Genomic DNA, 18,420 nt, shown 5'->3' on the forward strand with positions numbered 1-18,420 from the left:
AAATTGTCAAAATCGAATCACGTACTTTTGTATGCTTTTTACTATGTAGACTTTTTAATCATTGTCAACACATTTCGTCACCTTGGATAATCTTGAGGCATGGCAAATTCCGTTGCGCGTACCGGAGCCCGTTCGCCGTGCTTTTTAAGAATCATGTCGTGATACAAGGCGGCGGTTTGAAATGCATCGCCACCGTGTGAGTTTTTATCATGGCGGGGGTTCGGCTTCGCCATGTCAAGTTTAGCGTCCCATTGTGGGCGATAGTTTTCAAGTCTCCGCAATCCTTGGGCGCAGTTTTCCTTGTCGAAATTACAACGATGGCAAAACATCATTGCCGCCTGAATACTGTCCTGCTTCCGGGCCGGTCGCTCAATCCCACGTTCAAATGCTACACCCCGGTTCTTGGCAACCTGCCAAACATTTTGAAGTGTCGCAAAATCACGGCGCACAACATCATGGGGGGCAGTGTGGAAACGATATCGCGACTTGTTCCAGGGAAGTTTCACCATTCCGCCTTGAAGATAATCAAGATAGTAAGGCAGTTCCTTCCCGGAATCCTCAAAATACCAGATGAAATTTACCATGTTCCCGATAGTCTGGCTGAACCATATAGAGGTTCCGTCAAGACCCAAGTCCCACCATGTGTCAACCGGGTACATGGGATTGTACTTGAAGGTTCCTACTCGCCCATCCTGCGTCGCCCGGTTCAAAGCCTCAGTCAAGTAGGCGTCCTGTACGAAGCATTCAAACGCCTCGTCGAACGTCGAGGGGTACTGGCTGTGCATCTCGCCAATCTTGGCAAGCCCGGTGGGGCCATTGGCCGTCTCGCAATACCACCATTTTTGTTCGTTGGTGAGTTTTACTTTGCACTCGCGTTCGATCTTCTCGAAATACTGGGCATCCTCTTTGGTTATCGGGTACTCACTCTTTCGGGACTTCCGTGGATCGTCAAACCAAGGGTAAAAGTGAAACCTGTAACTTGTCTTACTTCCTTTGATCTGCCCGGACAAAATCATATTTGTCTCTTCCCGCGCAGCCATGCAGGTGTCATAGAAGACGCCTTGCGGCCCCCCTTGACCAGTGGACTCGATGAACACAAATGAATTGTCATCACGGGCGGTGGGCAAACCCTGCATCTTGAAATTCTTTGCGGCCTCCGGGTTCAAAGCAGACAACACCCCGAGTTCAGTTGAAACAATTGCCTGGTGAGATCCACCGGCCATCGTCACATACACGGCCACCGTTGACCCGTTATCAAACTGCATCTCTGACTTTGAACCGTAGGTGCCCTCTTTGAGCCCACGCTTTACCGGATACTCGCAATGTTCATGAGGGAAAAGAATCAGGTCTCGAAAAATCTCCTGTGCTTTATCCTCAGTGTGGGCGCACAGGGCGGCGGAGAAATTAGGAATGACATAGCAGTCATCCAGAATTATCACGTCAATCAGTGTGGACATTCCAATTCCGCGCGGCTTGAGAACCACATTGCGGCGCCACATGTCGTCCATGAACCTTCGTTGGATAGGGTTTGGGCGAAATGGAATCGCATCGCCCGCCTTCATGGATTTTATGTGGTACAAATTCGAGACACGCCATTTCCAGTCGCGAATGTTCGCGCTATACTCATCTCGGAATTCTGGCGTGAGGATTGCGGCCATGGTTCTACATCATTGCCTGAGCGAAGTTGTCAACCCCGATCAATTCAATCAATCCCTGGGCGGTCTCGATCTCGTGAACGTGATCCGTCTCATCCTTCAGATTTGAAACCAGTAAATCGCGGGTGTCGTTGTCATTGAGTTCAACGCACAGGGAAATAGCCGCATTGTACTTGGCAATCGCGTCAAGTTCCTTGGGGAGTTCCGCGTCAAGCATCGGCTCAATTCCCATTTCAGAACCCAGTTTTTCATCAATCTTCCCGGAATAGGCATTTGCCGGGAATCCAAAGAATGCAAGGCGCCCGGCCAATCTCTCCGCGTGCTTGGCTTCATCGGCGGCGCGTTCTTTCATCTGAGCGGCAAGAACAGGAAGGCCCGAGTTAAATACCACAGCGTAATGCGAAAGGTATTGGTTCTCCGCCATGCGCTCATCGAAATACAGCCCTTGCAGGGCCACAACAATCTTCGGATTCGTTTTCATCGAACAGGTGCCTTTCTGGTTAAAGTGGTTGCGGGGGTTGGACTCGAACCAACGACCTTGAGGTTATGAGGCTCACGAGCTACCACTGCTCCACCCCGCAATTATTTCACATCGTCATCTTCGGTCTTGAAATCATCATCGCGTCCCGCTTTTCCTGAGTCATTACGGGCGCCGATTTTTTGCCAGCCTTCTTTGCCGTCTTCATCATTGGCTTGGCACACATGGTCTTAACCTTGTTCTTTTTGGACATCTTGATTCTCCGGTTGTGGGGCTACATCGTTACGCGCAACTTCATTCGCCTGGGCGATAACCTCATCAGAATCAACGGCAGAGAATTCAACGCTCTGTCCGATTTGGTCAGCCCGGCATACAATCGCTGAACCTTCGACAAAGGCATTGAGTTCATCAGTGGTCAAAGTCTGAGGACCGTGCTTCTTGAGGATTCCAAACAGAACACAGTCACGCTGTTTAAGCTGCATGGTCAGACCGTTGTTTTCACGTTGCAGTTCCGCAAACTTACGGCGCTCAATCTGCCGGTGAGTGGATGCAAGCGTCATATCGGTAACTCCTTTTGGCGTTCCTTACGAACTCGCTTACGCTTGTTCAGTACTGCCACGATTTTGGGAATGTCGAGCGCCTCGAAGGATTGCCGGTAGATTTCATTTGTAATGTCTCCTGAACTTGTCACGGTAGGCATCAACTTGGTTTCTGTAATCGTGATCGTGAACATGGTTATCCTTTCACCGGAACCATTACATTCAAACCAATGCTCACCGGCCTGCCATTAAACATGGCATCCGTGTTCTTAATCCCGCCGGACGAAACAATCAGGCAACTCTTGCCGGTCTTACTGACCACCGGGGGGTTACTGATATCGGCAGTGATGATTACCTTGTTTCCCTCGATCTTCACTTCAATGCTCATTGCTTCACCTTTTTCATTTTCGGCTGTCTCATTTTCGCCGCCCACAATGCACCACGAATCACTTCACTTGGCTTCCCGTCCTGAGTCCGAACAAATGTGTCCAGTTCATCAGGAAGCTGAAACGTGAGGGTCTTACGGGGCTTTCTCCCGCTCGTTGACATCGTGGGCCTCGTTTCCGGTTTGGTTTTCTTCGTTGTCATAAAGCACACTTTAGTATGCTTTTCGGATTGCACCGTCAAGTGTTTTGTCTTACATTTTTTCAACTATGAAAAAACCACTACGCACAAGAGCAATTCTTCACCTGTTCAAAATTGCCGGAATCGAGGAGGGGCAAATACCGCCGAGATGGGCAACCTTTTTGTTTTTGGCATTTCACCCGAGCAGGATTATTTGGCGAATCCGCTCACAGCACTATGTCTTCATGACCGATACTTTCACAATCGAAGGAATACGATTCAATGGCAGCATATTCAGATGGGTCAAGGAAATGCGGAAACCGTCTCCTTGGTTCCGGGTGACAGGGATTGAAAACGGGTACGTTAGCATCGAACAATTGACCCCTTCCGTCCCGCGAGAAGTTTTAGAAACAAACGATGCAATGGTGTGGCACATCATCAAAGCAGGCGGCACCGAAGCCCAATGCGTCATTGCTCTGGCAAAACAAAAACAGGAATTACTCGAAAAGATTTTCCGACTCGAAATGATTGCGCCCAAAAAGATCCGCATGGAAGATGGGCGCGTCATGGTGTGGCGCTGTCCTGACGATTTGGTTCCTTTCACGGATATCGGAAGCATGAAGCCGGGGGGCCAATCATGAAGGCCATTTTCAAAACACTTTGCGGCTGTGAGCAGGTGATGGAAATCGGTTTCGACAATTGCAAAACTCCGCCAGACCTCTACAAGCTTCCATTGCTACGACACACACCGATTACCAATATCAGAAACCTGCATGAACAAATCCGTGTGCGCACCTTCATTCTTGACCACATTGACGGCGCTGGCGACTGGAACCGCACACCCGTTTACGTGGAGGTGCCATAATGGAAGCGCAACACTCCCTCAATCTCGTCACCTCCTACAACATCGAGTCAGGCATCATTGCCCAGCGGCTTGAAGGTGTCCCGGAATACTTTGGCACACTGACTTCGTGGGTATGCAACACGCGCGACGCCGGTATCCGCAAGGCGCTCATCGACATGGGATGGACGCCCCCGGCGGAAAAGATTTCGGAGTCACCACGGTATCCGATGCACACGGAATACCAGTGTTCACACTGCGGGACTGTCTCACTACGCCAGCCTCGAAATGGCAAAGAATGCCCGTCATGCCTTCATGACACAATGAAGCCCAGGGTGTTGCCATGAAGCCATTCCTGCTTTTCCATTGGTCCCCTATCTCACGCCGGGAATCAATTAAACACTCCGGCCTGTGCCCCGGAAAATTATCAAGGTGTGGAGCATGGCGCCCACCATACATCTGCTTCTCACGGTCTCCATCAATGGCGTGGGGCCTATCGGCCGGGATGACTCGCAAGCCGGGTAAGTTTGATCTCTGGATGATGTGGTCGAATATGGTCCCGAAAGGGTGGGAAACACTTTCGACTGACGGCTCAGGGAAACCCACTGAGTATCGCATCTACGACAGAATCCCAAAGCGCGATATCTGGTTTGTCGGCACGCGCCATCACAGGCCAAGGAAATCAAAGTGAAATATCGCAAACCATCCCGCCGCTTCAAGGCAACTACACGTCTATTCAGAATTCTCAATGATTGGGAGTTTTCATTCCCGCGCCGCCCCAACTCGCATGGTTCTGTCCTCGTAAACTCGAAACACAAATTCGCAATCCTTCATCATTGGAAACCCGGAGAGAATGAACCTGACGACTTCATGCTACACGAATCTCTCCACTGCGCACTCTCCGCGTTTTCGTCCATGGACAAGCGTAAGCCAAAGGAGTTATTTCACGCAGAAGAAAAACTTGTGCAAGACATCTGCAAACTAGTCTTTCCAAACGTCAAATCAACTCAGCAGGGCAAATAATTTTTTCAGCTTTTAGCAGATGCCATACCCCACCAGTTTTTTGGGACAACGAATTTTGCAACGCCATTCTCGCGGAGAGGGGTGATGTATGGGACCCAGGCCATAGGGGGTCAGTGGCCGGGGTCCATGGGGGGTGTACTCGGGCGGCGCGGCTTGGATCGGCGGGCGGCGGCTTGGCCTTCGGTTCTGGCTGGTGTAGTTGGCGAGAAGTGGAGCGTGTCCGAGTCAATGTCGCATAACATAGGTTTGGTCTACTAGCCGCAATTCCCTACTTGTTTCGCTTCAACGTGTTACGACTTTACGCCCTTTCGTCTCCACTTATTTCAAAAAGTATACCACCTGTAGTGGGTCTTTTCGTCATTCCGGGAGTCCGGCGGGCTTGAAGTCGTCCAGGGAACCGACCGGGGCAGCGCCGCCAAAGAATGCGGCGTTCGTTGTGTTGACCGTAACCGGGGCTTGACGGCCTGCTCCCCTGCCGTATGTGGCAGGGTCTGCCGTCTCCAAGGCGATACGGATCATGGCCGGGTCGCTGTAATGCTCCTCTGTTTCCTCTGTTTCGATCTTTCCGGCTGCATCGGTCTTTGTCCGCTTCTTCCGTTTCACACCGTCAAAGCCTGCCTGTAGCGCCCTGGCGTGGATGATTGAGGCGTCCCGCTTGTGGTTCGAGGTCTCCGCGTGCTGCGCCGCCTGCCAGCGTGGGGCCGCTTCCTGGTTCAAGTGGGCATACTTGCCGCACCTGTGCCACAGTTCCCGGTGTCCTATCCCTTCATCTTTGGCAATATCAATCCAGTTATCACCACGAGAAAGGCGAATGCAGCACCGGTCAAACACGTCGCCGGGCACCGCATCAAGCGGCAATAGGTCGTAAAACTTCGGCGATCCGGCAACCATCGGGCCTCGTGCGTGCGCGAACACTGCCGAACCTGCTTTAGCGGCGGAATCCGTTTTCCCGGCGTCGAGGCGTTGCAGCGGTGTGGCGTTGCGGTTTTCTTCTGGCTCCCCCTTTACCCCCTGATTTTTTACTTGGTCGGGTAAAGAAGATGAAGGGCTTGAAGGTTGTATAATGCCTTGAACATGCTGCAATGAAGTACACGCGGGTGCGAGTGGTGAGAGCGGCGCCGGGTCGGGCTGTACGAGGCTTGAAGGGCTGGCAGGGATGGAAGGGCTTGAGGCGGCAAGCGGCGCCGGGCTGGGATCATCAAGCCAGAGCGCGGCGGCTTCGGAGTCGATGGGCGGCAGGTCGGGCAGGGTTGGTAGTGTTGCATGTAGGGCCGGGCTTGCCGGGCTCGAAGCGTTGCAGGCAATCAGCGCGGGCGTAGCTGGGGCCGTTAGTGGCGTTGGCGTTGCAGGCGTTGAAATCACACCCGACTTTTTGCGCGCCCGGTAGGCTCTCCAATATGCTGCATCGTGTTTTCCGCTCATGGCTCACCCTCTAGCATTGAGCGCGAGGGGTTGCAAGCGGTTTTTTGCGCGTGACTAATAAGCGGTTATTAAATACTTGAGTTTTTTATTGAGCGGTTCCGGCCAATGTTTACAGGCTAATAAGCGCTAATCAATTAACTAATAAGCGGTCATTAGTTGACTAATAAGCGCTTATTAGATAGAGTATTGACCAGTGAGAGCAAACCAACTCACGGGAGATTGAAAACATGAGAATCTATTTTGACGGGCTGTACACGGAAGCACAAATCAAGAACGCATGGCGCGAACTCTGCAAGCAGCATCACCCGGACGTGGGCGGCGACCTCGCCACGATGCAGGCAATCAATGCAGAGTATGAAGTCAGCTTGCGCGAATGCTACCGGCACACGATGACCGACGAACAGACGGAAGAGCGGATCAACGTTGACCGGGAAACCGCCTTGAAGGTTGCCGAAATTATCCGGCTTGAAGGTTTGATCGTGGAGCTTTGCGGGCGCTGGGTGTGGATCACCGGGGACACCTACAAATGGCGCGAACAGCTCAAGGCTTGCGCGTTCCGGTGGGCGTCGAAAAAAGCGGCTTGGTACTGGCACAAGGAAGGCGACGCCCCCGGCAAGCACAAAGCATGGAACCTAGACCAGATAAAAGCCAAATACGGAGCGACAAGGCTTTCAGAGAAACACGCTCAAGGGTCATTCGCACTTTGTGGCTGATTGGATTCATCAAGGCAATTTAACAGAAACGAAAGGTAAGACAACATGAAAGCAATATCGAAAACGGCGGAGAAGATTTTCAGGGCGGCAATTGCAAAAGTTGAAGAGCAGAAAGCGGCGGGGGCTGATTGCCCCTGGCGGATAGGCGAGAGCGGCGGCGCATTTATGCCGCTTTGCGTTGAACACGTTGGAAGTGTGAAGTTTGGAAACAGTGAAAAGGCGTTGCCTGTTTTGAGTTTTGCCCACTACTACGAGCAGAACGGCGACGCGATGCGGGACCCGGATATAACAATGCTTGACGCCCCCGGCGGGCTCTTGACGGCGTTGCAAGAAAGCGAACGGCGGAGAGATTGCCCGGTGTACGCCGAAACGGAATATTTCAAGGTGCGCGGATTTTTGAAAGGCACAACTCACTTGGAATTTAAGCGGCTTGACCTGCTCGACGAATTGAACCGCATCGCCGGGGGCGGGGCGCTGAAGCACAGCAATCAGGCCGCGAAGGAATGGCAGGCGGCGGGCGGCGCCGCAGTTGCGACAAGGGAGGCTTGCCATGTTTGAAGCGTTGATTATACTCCTGTCCATTGCCTGGGTGAGCATAGGGTGTTGGGCAATAGCTGAAACTTTCTGAACAAACGAAAAGGAGACTGAACCGATGAGCAAAAAAGAACCAACCAAGAACCCGGCGGCGGTTGCCCTGGGTAAAATGGCCCGAGGCGTACCCAAAACACTGACTGACGAGCAACGCCAGCGAAAGCGTGAGATCGTGGCCGCGAACCGGGCGAAGATCCAGCGGAAACCAAATCCCGCCGAAACCTGAGCCCTCGAAAACGAGCGACAAGCGACGCCCCAAGCCAGACACGGCGGGGCGTTTTTCATTTTCCGGCCCCTTTTTTCAGCGAAACATGTCCAGAATGCCCCACACGGCCCGATAATCCTTCCGCGCTTGCCGTGAGCCGTTGCCGGGGGAGTTCTGGCGCCGTATGTGGCAAGGAACCCTGTTCTTCGCGATTCTGAGAAGGTTCAACCCTTGCCCATTTGCCCTTTTGCTTCCGGTATTCTCCGACGCGAAACGTGCCGGGGCTCTTCATCAAGCGCATTGCCTCCCGAATTCTTCGGAGTTCAGAGCGGGCGGCCTGGGGCGTTGTTTCAAGCACGACGGTGAACCACAGCTTTGACCCTCTCACCTTCGACTCGACGGCATAAACGATTTTACACATGCAACGCCTCCTTTTTTCCGAAGGTTGGGGTTAGGTCCGAAAATGTCGCCAAAAACGACACAAAAAGCGCACACAAAGCCGGAAAAGTTGTAAACACTTGCAGAATCAATAACTTATGACTTGCACACAGATGAACACGCTTGATTTCCTTTCTTTTACGTGAGCAAAAAATAAGGGTGGGAAAAAAAGGCCCTATATAAAGGTAATAAGGGAAATAGCGTGTGCAGCATGTACAAGCGTGTAGCACACACAGCACACGGCCAATAAATCGAAACTTAATCAAATCTTTTTGAGATTTAATAACATTCGATATTTTTTTGATTTTTATGCGTGTGCATTTCCATAAATTGCACACGCTGAACACGCATATTTTTACAAATCTAATCGAATTATTCATAAAACCTTTATCGTCCCTTCTCCATCAGCACCAATAATCTTGACCATTTTCCCCTCATAGTACCGGTTATAACCCACCATAAAGCCGCGTCTTCTGCTCGCTCCACGGATCGGCCAACTCTCGTATTTATCCGAAAGCTCGGGCAGTAATCCGACCTTCACCATGTTCTTGAGATGGGCCGTGCAACCCCGCTGGGACTTGCCGCCAAAGCCCGGAATAGCTGAAGGTATCCACTCCGCCAAAACGGCGTTCTGAAGCCAAATAACCTCCTCGTCGAAGTTGATACCAAGGTTGCATATCTTGTGCCTCAAGACCTCCTTGATAGTGGCGGCGTCCTCAATGTCACCATCAGCCGCCCGCTGGCGGTCCTGATTGACTGACATGGTAGATTCCCATGCTTCCTTGGTTCCCATGATCGGGAAAAGAACGTCAATTTCCCACTCCCGGAACCGGGTGCAAGGCTTGGCTTCAAATTGGGGCCCCCGGTTGAGAATCCCGATAATGTCGGCAATGATCTGCATCCGGTTATTTTTGATGAAGTCTGTCACCTCTAATGCCCACCGTGGCCGGGGAGTCTCCGGGCGCTGTAATTTGACAATCTGGCTGCGGTCTGAAAGATCCCGGTCCAGCGTGGCGCTGTTTGACGTGATGACCCACGTCAAGTCATTGGGACGGGTCTCCTCACCGTGTCCGTAGGGCGCCAGCCCACTAATTGAGCCCTGGGTGACAAGGGTTGCCAGCGCCGGGGACTTGAAATATCCCGTCACATTGTCCAAAAGGGCGATGCGCTTCTTTCGTCCAGTGGATGACAGCAGGCGCTTGACGCTCCGGTCAAGGGTCGTCTCGTTATTCAATTGCCCCGCGTCGATCCATGCCGGTTCCCCGCAATCAGGATCATCACCGCCATAAAGGAGTGTGACCATCTCAACCAGCTTCGTTTTTCCAGTGCCCTGTCCGCTCGTGGCGTCGATAACCCACAAGGGGCGGTCAACCTTTGGCTTATAGTACAACGGCGAGGCTATGAAGGCCCTGAGTAGGTGCCAATCAGCTTCCGACGACGGGGAGAAGAATTGACAGAACTCATTGAACGCCTTGGCGTCAGGTGTCGGTTCCGGTAGGCTCCCATGAGTGTAATACACGTCATCCGGGCGGCTGGGCCAGTTCGGTACGCCACTGATAGCCTCGTAGGCCCGGACGTTGCGAAGTAGGCTTGCGAAAAATTCAGGTTCCGTGACTGAACCCTCGACCTTCGCCCACTCGATGCAGTGCTTTGACTTTTCCTGAATCCACCCCATCAACTCCGGGGGCCGGTCGAAAATGTTGATCTTCTTGGTTTCCCGGTCATGATCGAAAAGACTTCCACCGATTCGACGAGGGAAATTGAAGAACCGGCGCATGATATCCTCGCGCATGGCATTGATGTGCCTGGGCGACTTGATGCGGGTTTCTTTGCCCTTGTCATTGGTTGTATCGGCCCAATCATAATTTCTAAACGGTTCCTTATTAGCCTTTTTGGCTGAGACAATTTCGTTTTGTGTGGCGTTCGGCTGCTCCACATTAGCGGCATCCAGTATGGGGCATTCTTTGATTATCCGTTTCAGATTTGCGGCTATGTCGGCATCCTTATGCCCTTCAAGACGATGGTAGACAATCCAATCTGATGGATCTTTGTGAGGATTGGCACCATCCGGGAAAGGCAATTCAATAATTCTGATGGACTTCGCGAGCCCTTTAATCGCATAGGCAACAACCTGCGCGTGTTTGCGGCCCACATCATCCCGGTCCGGCAGGATAATAACCGCTTTCCCCGCGAAATGCTGATTGTATGAGTCCCGCCAGTTACCCTCCCCCATCGGGTTAGTCGTGGCTGGAATACCAATAGAGACAAGATTCTCTGCATCCTTCTCACCACCAACTAGGCACACCCACGGGGATGCGATGAGTTGAGGGAGACGATAAAGCACGGGCTCAATATCCTTGAGGCTCCATATCCATTCACCGGGAGTGGCCGGGTCCGGGCGCCGCTGGGCAAAATTCTTGGGTTCAAAGCGGACAGTCTGATGCACCATTTTGCCGGATGCGTCAACATAGTCATAGGCACAGACAAATTTCTTTTTCTGCTTTGATTCCATCGTGGTTTGAAGGTGCAGGTATTCCCCAAGCGCCTCTTGGGCTTGGAAGATGTCGCCCCCGTATTTGGCATTCGCCACGAGGTCAAGGGCGCTTCCTGATTCGTCGCTCACATGATCCCGGTAGCCACGGTCACTAACGGAGAAGGCCCCCGAGTCACTACCAGGGCGCCAAGGGTTGTTAAAGCTCCACCACTCTGAACCTTTATTGCGGGACTTCATTCCCAACATGTTTTCAGCAATGTTACGGCAGTCAGCTTTCGCTTTAATTTCCTCGAAATCGAATATTTTCACGATACCTTCTTTCCATATTTGTTTGCCATGTACCTAACGACTAAATCAACGAGACTGTGTGCGGTTCGGATGGTGGCGTAATTGGTCATACCGCACGGCTCGAATTTTGTGTATCCGAAGAACTCAACCAGCTTTTCAAGGGTTTCTCCCCTTTGCAGAAGAACAGAAATTGCACGGCACCATTGGTCAAGCCATGGAACTTCGCTATTGCCAATCTCGGCAAACACTTCTCCGGGGTCTTGGGTCCCCTCATAGAAATTCACCGTGATATAGATATCCAGGGGCAACACTTTGCCGTTTTAATCCTTCTTCCCGGTCTCGGTGTAAACCTCAATTTTTGTTGTTTCGCCGCGTCTGGTTTTCGGAAGTTTCTTTCTGCTCATAATCCCATCCTTTCGCTCAATAATTTCTCTAAAAGTATCTCGGCGACTTCGAGCCGCATGTCAGGCATCTCAATAAATTCTGGTTTGGTCGCTCCGGGCGGGATGTGAATCAACATCCGTTTGACGCTGGCACCCTCCGGGATGTATCCGCCGCATCTCAATATGCGTTCGTATCCTGATAATTGAAGGCTGTACTTGGTAAAATCGCAATCTGGCAGGTGTTGCAGTCCATAAGTGGCGCACCCATGGAAACCTTCACGCTTTATGGCCTCATTTGTTTTCCAGTCGAAAATAAAATAATCAGAGCCTTTGCTTGCCAGAAGATCGAGCGCCCCGGCTATTCTATAGAATGGACTGAACACAATCATTTCAGGCGTAAGATTGCTTCCAAACTTCGTCATGAGTTTTTTCGCGGTGTCTACACCAACCTGAAAAGTTTTGATCTCACGTTCATTTTTAGGGGCGTGGGGACGTGGATTCCCTTTTATGGTCGCCTCCATATTGGCGTGGAACCGGGTGCCAAAATCAGACGAAGCCATGCGTTTCATTTCCCACGTTGCCATTACTTCGGCAACGGTCCCTCCTTCTTTCTTGGCAACTCTTGCCGCTGCTTCGGGCGCGTTAAATGGGAGAAAAGCTGATTTGATAACAGTGGTGACACTGGTATATTCCGTCCCCTCAGTGTCAACGTATCTATGGTCAGCTTCCGTGAACTTTATTGAAAGGGAACAGTTAGGATGTTTGGCAACTGCTGAGGGGGGCATTAGAATAATCCCCCTTGTCCTTCTTGCGCCAATATCTGCATGACGGTGATACGCCGCGATTGCTGTTTGATTCCCTTGAAAAATGCGGCCACTTCACCACAGACAACCACGTCTTGTCGGGACCGTGTGACCGCCGTGTAAATCAAAGGCCGTGTGAGTTGGAAGAAATGACGTGAGAAACACATGAAGAATACCCGTCGCGCCTGGCTGCCCTGCGCCTTGTGTACTGAAAGCGCATAGGCGTGCTTCATTTCCTTGACGTGATCCTTGTTCAGTAATTTGCGCTCACCTTTCAAGCGGTCAACTTCGATTTCAGGAAGCCCGGCGGTGTCAATGTCAACAATGGTCCCAATATCACCATTCCACAGGTCGTCATTGCTGAAATTCTTGTTGATGATTACGCGGTCGCCGGGGCTGAATCTGTCGATACTTGGATTCACCAAGGCTTTCACCGCTTTGTTTATGGCGTCAATACCGCCGTCGCAGTCGTTGCCGTCGTCACCATTTCCATAACGTGGGGCAAGAATCATGTCCTGAGTGGCATCATAGCGCCCGCCCTCAATCCATTTAAGGAGTGTGGTCAAGGTGGCTCGTGGCTCCCCGGTATTGATGATGGTCCAGGTCTCACCCCCGGAAGAAAGCCGCATCTCCGGGTTTCGCCCTTCCCGGATCGCCAGCGCCGCCATGTGAACGGCCCCCTTTGCCCGGTGACAGGTGCGCAACGTACTCACGAGGTCGGGACGGAGTTTAATAAGGTCGTGGAAAGGCTGGCCTTTACCAACGGGCGGTAACTGGGCGGAATCTCCGACGAGAATCAACTGTTTTGGGCTGAACTTCAAAACCGCTTGCATCAGCCAAGAATCAATCATGCTGGCTTCGTCGATAATGCACACCCCGAGACTTGCGCCACGATGAAAAGAATTACCGTCATAGCAGAGCGCCCGGTGGATCGTGCAGGCGGGGAAGCCTGTCGCCTCTTTGAGTCTGGCCGCTGCCTTCCCCGTGGGGGCCATGATCTCGCAGTTTCCTTCAAGAGCTTCCGCTATGCGCTTGATGAGGGTCGTCTTGCCGGACCCGGCGCCCCCGGTAATGATCCGGTCACTCCCTTTGAGCGCAGCCGATACGGCATCGTCTTGGTCTTTGTCTGAGTCAAGCATTACGCCACCCTGAACCTTTCCCAGCACGCCGCTTCGGCCACCGCATCACCGGCAATTGCAAGCTTGTCCCCCTGCAATACCTGAATCATCTCTCGCTCAATCAAAGCCTTTACCGCCGCATCCATCTGATACTTGGCGCCGGGAACCAGAAGGCATACCTTTGTTGCCACCTCAACCCAGTCAGCAATGGTGTCGCCGCCATCTGTCATTTGCCCGATGATGTAAAGAACTGCGGCCTCTACCCTTCGTTGGTCATTGTCTCCAATGCCAAACGCCACCCGGATAGATTCATCAACGTCTGAAAATCCATAGTGCGGAAGGTCTGCCAGCAGGTAACAGTTTTCCGTAACTTTCCCAACGGTGTCTTGTGCCCACCGCGCCCATGCCGCGTTTGACATATTGAGCGTGCATCCTTTGGAAAGTAGAAGGGTAATGGCCTGTGTCTGGTCGGCGTGTTCTTTCAATCGCCGCCGTGTTTCGTTCCAGTTCCACGCCACTTCCTCGCTGATGCCTGGTATATCCAGAGTTTCAATATCTTCCCACTTGGCGCCGTACCTCTCCCAAATCTCAGTTTCTTTGACGGGGCCTATGCCTTTAGTGAGTGTGCAGGCGTAATGTAGTAGTGCCCTGGGGTCGCTCGGAACGTGCAGCATTGCACTCTTGAAACAGAATTCATCCTTCCCGTTAAACTGGCTTTTCTTCCAATCCCCTTCCAGTTCCAACAGGTCCCCGTGCTTCGGCTCGAATTCCACTATCCCTTTGGCGGTGCATTTTTGCCCCGATTCCAGAAGGACATTCAGGATTGTCCATTTGCTGTCGGGCTTTCTGTACGCCCACACCCTTCCCGGTGCCAGTTGTTCCACTGTTACTTTGATCCGCTCCATATATTTCCTCTAAATCTTTATTGCGCTCACGCAGTATCCCGTAGGCTGTTATTGCCGCGATGTTGTGATCTTCCGCAAAAAGGATACTCACGCCTTCGAGCGTCAGTCTGCCTATACGCTTCATGACAAATCCCAGCGTCAGTCTCGAATGGTTGTGCTTCCCATTGGCAATATCCGCGATTGACCCCTCTACCACGATGCACCGGGCGACATGCCTTTGATTAGCCATGCGTTCAAGCTCACGCTCAAACCGTTCCCACCCGCTGCTTATGGTGCCTAGAAAGTCATCCAAACTCTTGCGCTCGATGGAAAGGCGTGTGTCGCCGTCGAGCGCGTAATCACCGGCATCAAGTTTACCCCTCCGCACAGTGGCAATCTCCTCAGGGAAATGCCAAGGCGTTTGCTCCCTGGTATCTATGACTATGCGAAGAGGCGGCATGATTAAAACGGCAATCCATCATCGCTTGGATCGCTTCCGACTTCTGCCGCCGGTGCAGTTCTCGCGGTGGCGGTCATTGGGGCTTCCCCGCTCAATTCCGCAAAAATGCTTGCCGCATCATCCAGCGACAGGGCAGGCTTACGGCCAGAGTTGATAAACTTCACACGGGGGCGGGTTTTACCTTCGTACTCTTCAAGCCCGACGACATAGACACATTCCACACCATCCAGCATGGCAATGTCTTTCGGATTGAAGGGTTTGGGCATCCCCAGGGCATGACACTGTTCGGCGCTGACCTCGAACATAGTTTTTCCCTTATTGCGTCCACTGGCAATAATCTGGCGGGTAAAATACTGGTAGCAGTCAATGAACATTCCCGACTTCGTTTCGCCGCGCAACACCAATGCCATCCGGGCCTTGTCCCCATCCTTTTCAGCACTCTCGAAATGCGGACTGACAATTTTGACATGCAATTCGAGTTCTTCTTTTCCACCAAAATCCGCCTCTGTTATCTTAGCCATGATCTATCTCCTGTTTTCTTGTTGTTTACTTGCTCAAACCAAAATCTCGCGAGGATCGGACCCGTTTACCGGACCCACAATTCCGCGCTGTTCCAAAACGTCCATAATCTGCGAAGCCATCGTGTATCCAATACGAAGATGGCGCTGAATGGCCGAAACACTGGCCCGCTTTGTCTCCTTGATAATCTCGATTGCCTTCTCAATGTGTTCCTCGCTGGCCTGATTCCCGATTTTCACACTTCCGCCCGCCCCCGTTATTTCGACGGTGACATTGTGCTTCTTGCAGAAACCTTTTAATCCCTGCGTGGCATCATCTTTCTTCCCGTCTGTGATGATGATCGGCATGATTACGCCATAGGCTTCCGGGCTTGCTTCCGCGCGAATACCTTGGCTAACTCGATTGTCTTCATTCGGTTGCATCCGAAGAGTGATGGAGTCCTCAGAGCCCAAGGCCTTCGCCAAAGTCAGCAACATCCTCGGGTTGATTTTCAGCACAACATCTGAAAAGTCCTGCTTGGGAATTGACTGCAAAGTAAGTTCCGTAAGAGGCTTGATGCTATCCGTGCTCTTGTGGAGCATGTCCAGTTGTTCCTCTTTCGCCACGGCGCTTGATTCCATTGACCGGGGAATTTGGCACGAGTCAATCGCCACAACTGTTTTCCCGTCAATCAGGTGTAGCGTGCTCGTTCCGGCAAAGGAATGTTCGCGGGCATACTCCATGGCGTTGACAGTCACCGGCCCCAGGTGGTCGCCCTTGACCGTCACGCAAGGCACGCACGCCAACACTCGGCCATTGCAGGCAATCGCCAGATTTTCAGCGATGTGAACATACCGTAGCGATTCGGTTGAATGATCCGTATCGACGATTTTCTCAATATGAAATTTAGATTCGATTTCCATGATTAAAGTCTTGCGCAGATAACCCGCTGCGGTGCCGGGGTGGTTGCTCTACTATCTCCCGGAAATATCGGGACGAACCGTGAACTTGAGGCCAGGAATAATTGCCGATTCTTCCCCGGCTTCGACGCGCTTTTGAATGTCATCTTTATTCTGCCGGATGTATTCATTTGCCTTGCGCGGATCGAAAGTTAGGAATGATCTTGGAACTTGCGCCTCAGCGATTAAATCGAAAGACACACGCATCTGTACCTTGGCGTTTTCAGACCGTGGTGCGGACTCTACCGGCGTTGCCATTTCAACAATTTCAACCGGCGCCGGGGCATCCAAGCCTAAATCTGCCGCCTGTGAACGCTCCATCTCTTGCCGTGCGGCTTCTTCTTCCGCTGCCTCACGCTCGCGCAATTCCTTTTCCGCCGCCTCAACCCGGATACGTCGCTGTTCTGCCGCGTAATAATCGCCAGCAAGCTTTTTCAGACGTTCTTTCTGCTCTTGGAGCGGAACACATGCCTCGTCAACCTTGCCCTTGATAAGCTTCTTGGCGTTCTCAAAGGGCCGCGTCAGATCAAGCCGCATTTTTTCGATGCTGCTATCCAGCTTCGTCACAAGAGCGATTGCCGCAGCGGCCTCATCGTACTGTGCCTGAGTAGTGATTTCCGTCACTGCTTTTGCCTGCTCGATGGCCTTGTTACGTTTCGCCAGCCATTCGGCATTGATTGCTATTTCCTTTTGGAAATCAGGAAGCGTAATGACAACGGCGCTCGGGATTGTTTGGACTGCGGTTGTCATTGCGCTTTTGTCCTTTCGTTCAGGATCTTTTGAGCCTCGGCTTTGTGGGCCTCAGTCAAGCGAGCCATGTTTAACGTCATTTCGGCACGGGATTTGTCGTCCGCACTGGCCTTCTCGTCGGCAATAATGCTTTTGGCCGTAGTAATCGCCTCATCACTGGGCGTCTTGGTGTCGGCAATGGCTTGAAGTGTTTTCACTCCAAGTTCAGTCAACGCTTTGCCTTTGAATTTCCCAAAAGGCATTACAAAGACTTCCGCCGCCTGCTCACTGACAACTTCCGCTGACACATCAATCGTTGCAGCGGGCTTAACCGTTTCCTCGGGTTTCACGGTCACTGTGGTTGCGGGCTTGGCTGTCATAGGAGGTGCTTCCGGTGTCACAACCTTGGCCCGACCTACACGCTCGTCATCCGTGAAGTCCTGTACTTCCTCCGGTGAATACGTGCCCTTGACTGCTCCTGGGTCAACCGTTCTTGCTCCATCACTGGTAACACGCGCCCAAAGCATCTGCATACGCTTGCGTGGTGTGGCGTAGTTGTCCTTCGGCATTTTCCCGTCCTTCTTCCAATAGAACGGCTCGGCCTTGGCGTCTTCATGGGTGAAGGTAAAGGTTCCTTCCCGGCTTCCACACTTCATCCACACACTCGCCCCCTCGGCGTCGCGCTGAATGATTTTGTAGTCCCCGCCGTCCTCGATTAGCTTCGCGAGCATCGCGTCTGCCCGCATTGTGGGGCGCCCTTCAACGATGTGATACGTCTGAATGAATTCCAGAGGCGTAATCCGCTGCATCATGCAGGTCATAGCCAACACGACACCTTGCCCCTGCGCACTGCATCCGAACATCCCCGACCGTTCAAACATAAGGCCCAACTTTTCGATTTCATCGAATGTCTGGACCGGAGCGGGCATGTTCTCCCGCCGTACTGTTACTGCTGTTTCTTTTGCCATACTCTTACTTCTCCTTTTCCTTTTTTCTGGTTCAAATCGTTAAAATTTAAGAATTTCTTGAGCAAATTTGATTGCGGCGTGATATGCAATGGAGTGCTCATTGTCTCCATGAGTCTTTTTAACCTTGTCCAGGAATGTATCTACCGGACCATGAAAACAGCCGGTGTGTACCTGCATACCATCGTCCTTCTTAAGGACGATGGTCAGAACTGAATTGCGAGATCCAATAGGGCCGATATATAGGTACTTATCACCGTCACCGATGCTGGCACCGTAACCGATGCTGGCACCGTCACCGATGCTGGCACCGTAACCGATGCTGGCACCGTAACCGATGCTGGCACCGTCACCGATGCTGGCACCGTAA

The 18,420-nt window shown here is 52.1% G+C and carries 19 protein-coding genes, 1 tRNA gene and 1 pseudogene; 6 read left to right on the forward strand and 15 right to left on the reverse strand.

Translation table 11 applies throughout. From position 1 onward, the window contains the following. Positions 1 to 77 precede the first annotated feature (77 nt). The 5 genes from WCS52_01980 to WCS52_02000 form a co-directional block, all read right to left on the reverse strand. Complete coding sequence (locus tag WCS52_01980) at positions 78 to 1,658, reverse strand: hypothetical protein (GenBank protein ID MEI6165940.1); 1,581 nt, start codon at positions 1,656 to 1,658, stop codon at positions 78 to 80. Positions 1,659 to 1,662: 4 nt separating this feature from the next. Further along, the gene (locus WCS52_01985) at positions 1,663 to 2,136 is read right to left on the reverse strand and encodes a ferritin-like domain-containing protein (GenBank protein MEI6165941.1); all 474 of its coding nucleotides are present in this window, start codon (positions 2,134 to 2,136) and stop codon (positions 1,663 to 1,665) included. A gap of 25 nt (positions 2,137 to 2,161) precedes the next feature. Then, positions 2,162 to 2,236, reverse strand: a tRNA-Met gene (locus WCS52_01990). 127 nt (positions 2,237 to 2,363) lie between these two features. Beyond that, positions 2,364 to 2,693, reverse strand: coding sequence for a hypothetical protein (locus tag WCS52_01995; protein MEI6165942.1), 330 nt, complete (start codon positions 2,691 to 2,693; stop codon positions 2,364 to 2,366). Positions 2,694 to 2,868: 175 nt separating this feature from the next. After that, positions 2,869 to 3,060, reverse strand: a complete 192-nt coding sequence (locus WCS52_02000; GenBank protein MEI6165943.1) for a hypothetical protein — start codon at positions 3,058 to 3,060, stop codon at positions 2,869 to 2,871. Between the two features lie 265 nt (positions 3,061 to 3,325). Here WCS52_02000 and WCS52_02005 point away from each other — a divergent pair, with 265 nt between their 5' ends. The 3 genes from WCS52_02005 to WCS52_02015 are packed head-to-tail and all read left to right on the forward strand — an operon-like array spanning position 3,326 to position 4,424. Beyond that, a complete protein-coding gene (locus tag WCS52_02005; protein MEI6165944.1) occupies positions 3,326 to 3,877 on the forward strand; it encodes a hypothetical protein in 552 nt (183 codons plus the stop codon). Next, positions 3,874 to 4,101, forward strand: a complete 228-nt coding sequence (locus WCS52_02010) for a hypothetical protein (protein MEI6165945.1) — start codon at positions 3,874 to 3,876, stop codon at positions 4,099 to 4,101. Before WCS52_02005 ends, WCS52_02010 begins: the two co-directional genes overlap by 4 nt. Next, the gene (locus tag WCS52_02015; protein MEI6165946.1) at positions 4,101 to 4,424 is read left to right on the forward strand and encodes a hypothetical protein; all 324 of its coding nucleotides are present in this window, start codon (positions 4,101 to 4,103) and stop codon (positions 4,422 to 4,424) included. Before WCS52_02010 ends, WCS52_02015 begins: the two co-directional genes overlap by 1 nt. Positions 4,425 to 5,457: 1,033 nt before the next feature. On the opposite strand, the gene WCS52_02020 is transcribed toward WCS52_02015, so the two are convergent. Next, positions 5,458 to 5,991, reverse strand: a complete 534-nt coding sequence (locus tag WCS52_02020) for a hypothetical protein (GenBank protein ID MEI6165947.1) — start codon at positions 5,989 to 5,991, stop codon at positions 5,458 to 5,460. 758 nt (positions 5,992 to 6,749) lie between these two features. On the opposite strand from WCS52_02020, the gene WCS52_02025 reads away from it, so the two are divergent. The 3 genes and pseudogenes from WCS52_02025 to WCS52_02035 all read left to right on the forward strand — a co-directional run bounded on the left by WCS52_02025 (position 6,750) and on the right by WCS52_02035 (position 8,052). Then, positions 6,750 to 7,235 (forward strand): J domain-containing protein, encoded by a 486-nt coding sequence (locus WCS52_02025; GenBank protein ID MEI6165948.1) that lies wholly within the window; start codon positions 6,750 to 6,752, stop codon positions 7,233 to 7,235. Between the two features lie 291 nt (positions 7,236 to 7,526). Continuing rightward, positions 7,527 to 7,694, forward strand: a pseudogene (locus WCS52_02030) (DUF4942 domain-containing protein). A 193-nt stretch (positions 7,695 to 7,887) separates the two neighbouring features. Beyond that, positions 7,888 to 8,052: a hypothetical protein gene (locus WCS52_02035; GenBank protein MEI6165949.1), complete on the forward strand. Its 165-nt coding sequence runs from the start codon at positions 7,888 to 7,890 to the stop codon at positions 8,050 to 8,052. Between the two features lie 793 nt (positions 8,053 to 8,845). Here the strand turns inward: WCS52_02035 and WCS52_02040 are convergent. From WCS52_02040 to WCS52_02080, 9 genes are all read right to left on the reverse strand, one after another. Beyond that, positions 8,846 to 11,272 carry a hypothetical protein gene (locus WCS52_02040; protein ID MEI6165950.1) on the reverse strand — a complete coding sequence of 809 codons (2,427 nt, stop codon included), beginning with the start codon at positions 11,270 to 11,272 and terminating at the stop codon, positions 8,846 to 8,848. A 379-nt stretch (positions 11,273 to 11,651) separates the two neighbouring features. Continuing rightward, entirely contained in the window at positions 11,652 to 12,419 is a 768-nt protein-coding gene (locus WCS52_02045; protein ID MEI6165951.1) for a hypothetical protein, read from the reverse strand. Beyond that, positions 12,419 to 13,576, reverse strand: coding sequence for an AAA family ATPase (locus WCS52_02050; protein MEI6165952.1), 1,158 nt, complete (start codon positions 13,574 to 13,576; stop codon positions 12,419 to 12,421). Before WCS52_02050 ends, WCS52_02045 begins: the two co-directional genes overlap by 1 nt. After that, the gene (locus WCS52_02055; protein MEI6165953.1) at positions 13,576 to 14,460 is read right to left on the reverse strand and encodes a helix-hairpin-helix domain-containing protein; all 885 of its coding nucleotides are present in this window, start codon (positions 14,458 to 14,460) and stop codon (positions 13,576 to 13,578) included. Before WCS52_02055 ends, WCS52_02050 begins: the two co-directional genes overlap by 1 nt. 441 nt (positions 14,461 to 14,901) lie before the next feature. Beyond that, entirely contained in the window at positions 14,902 to 15,420 is a 519-nt protein-coding gene (locus WCS52_02060; protein MEI6165954.1) for a hypothetical protein, read from the reverse strand. Positions 15,421 to 15,453: 33 nt separating this feature from the next. Continuing rightward, entirely contained in the window at positions 15,454 to 16,320 is an 867-nt protein-coding gene (locus WCS52_02065; GenBank protein ID MEI6165955.1) for a DNA translocase FtsK, read from the reverse strand. Between the two features lie 51 nt (positions 16,321 to 16,371). Next, on the reverse strand, positions 16,372 to 17,106 hold the full coding sequence (locus WCS52_02070) for a hypothetical protein (protein MEI6165956.1): 735 nt from the start codon (positions 17,104 to 17,106) through the stop codon (positions 16,372 to 16,374). Then, entirely contained in the window at positions 17,103 to 18,053 is a 951-nt protein-coding gene (locus WCS52_02075; GenBank protein MEI6165957.1) for a hypothetical protein, read from the reverse strand. Before WCS52_02075 ends, WCS52_02070 begins: the two co-directional genes overlap by 4 nt. A gap of 39 nt (positions 18,054 to 18,092) precedes the next feature. Continuing rightward, positions 18,093 to 18,420, reverse strand: a 328-nt coding sequence (locus WCS52_02080; protein ID MEI6165958.1) for a hypothetical protein, incomplete at its 5' end; no start/stop codon positions are given.

The sequence above is a fragment of the bacterium genome (assembly GCA_037128595.1).
Lineage (GTDB): Bacteria > Verrucomicrobiota > Kiritimatiellia > CAIKKV01 > CAITUY01 > JAABPW01.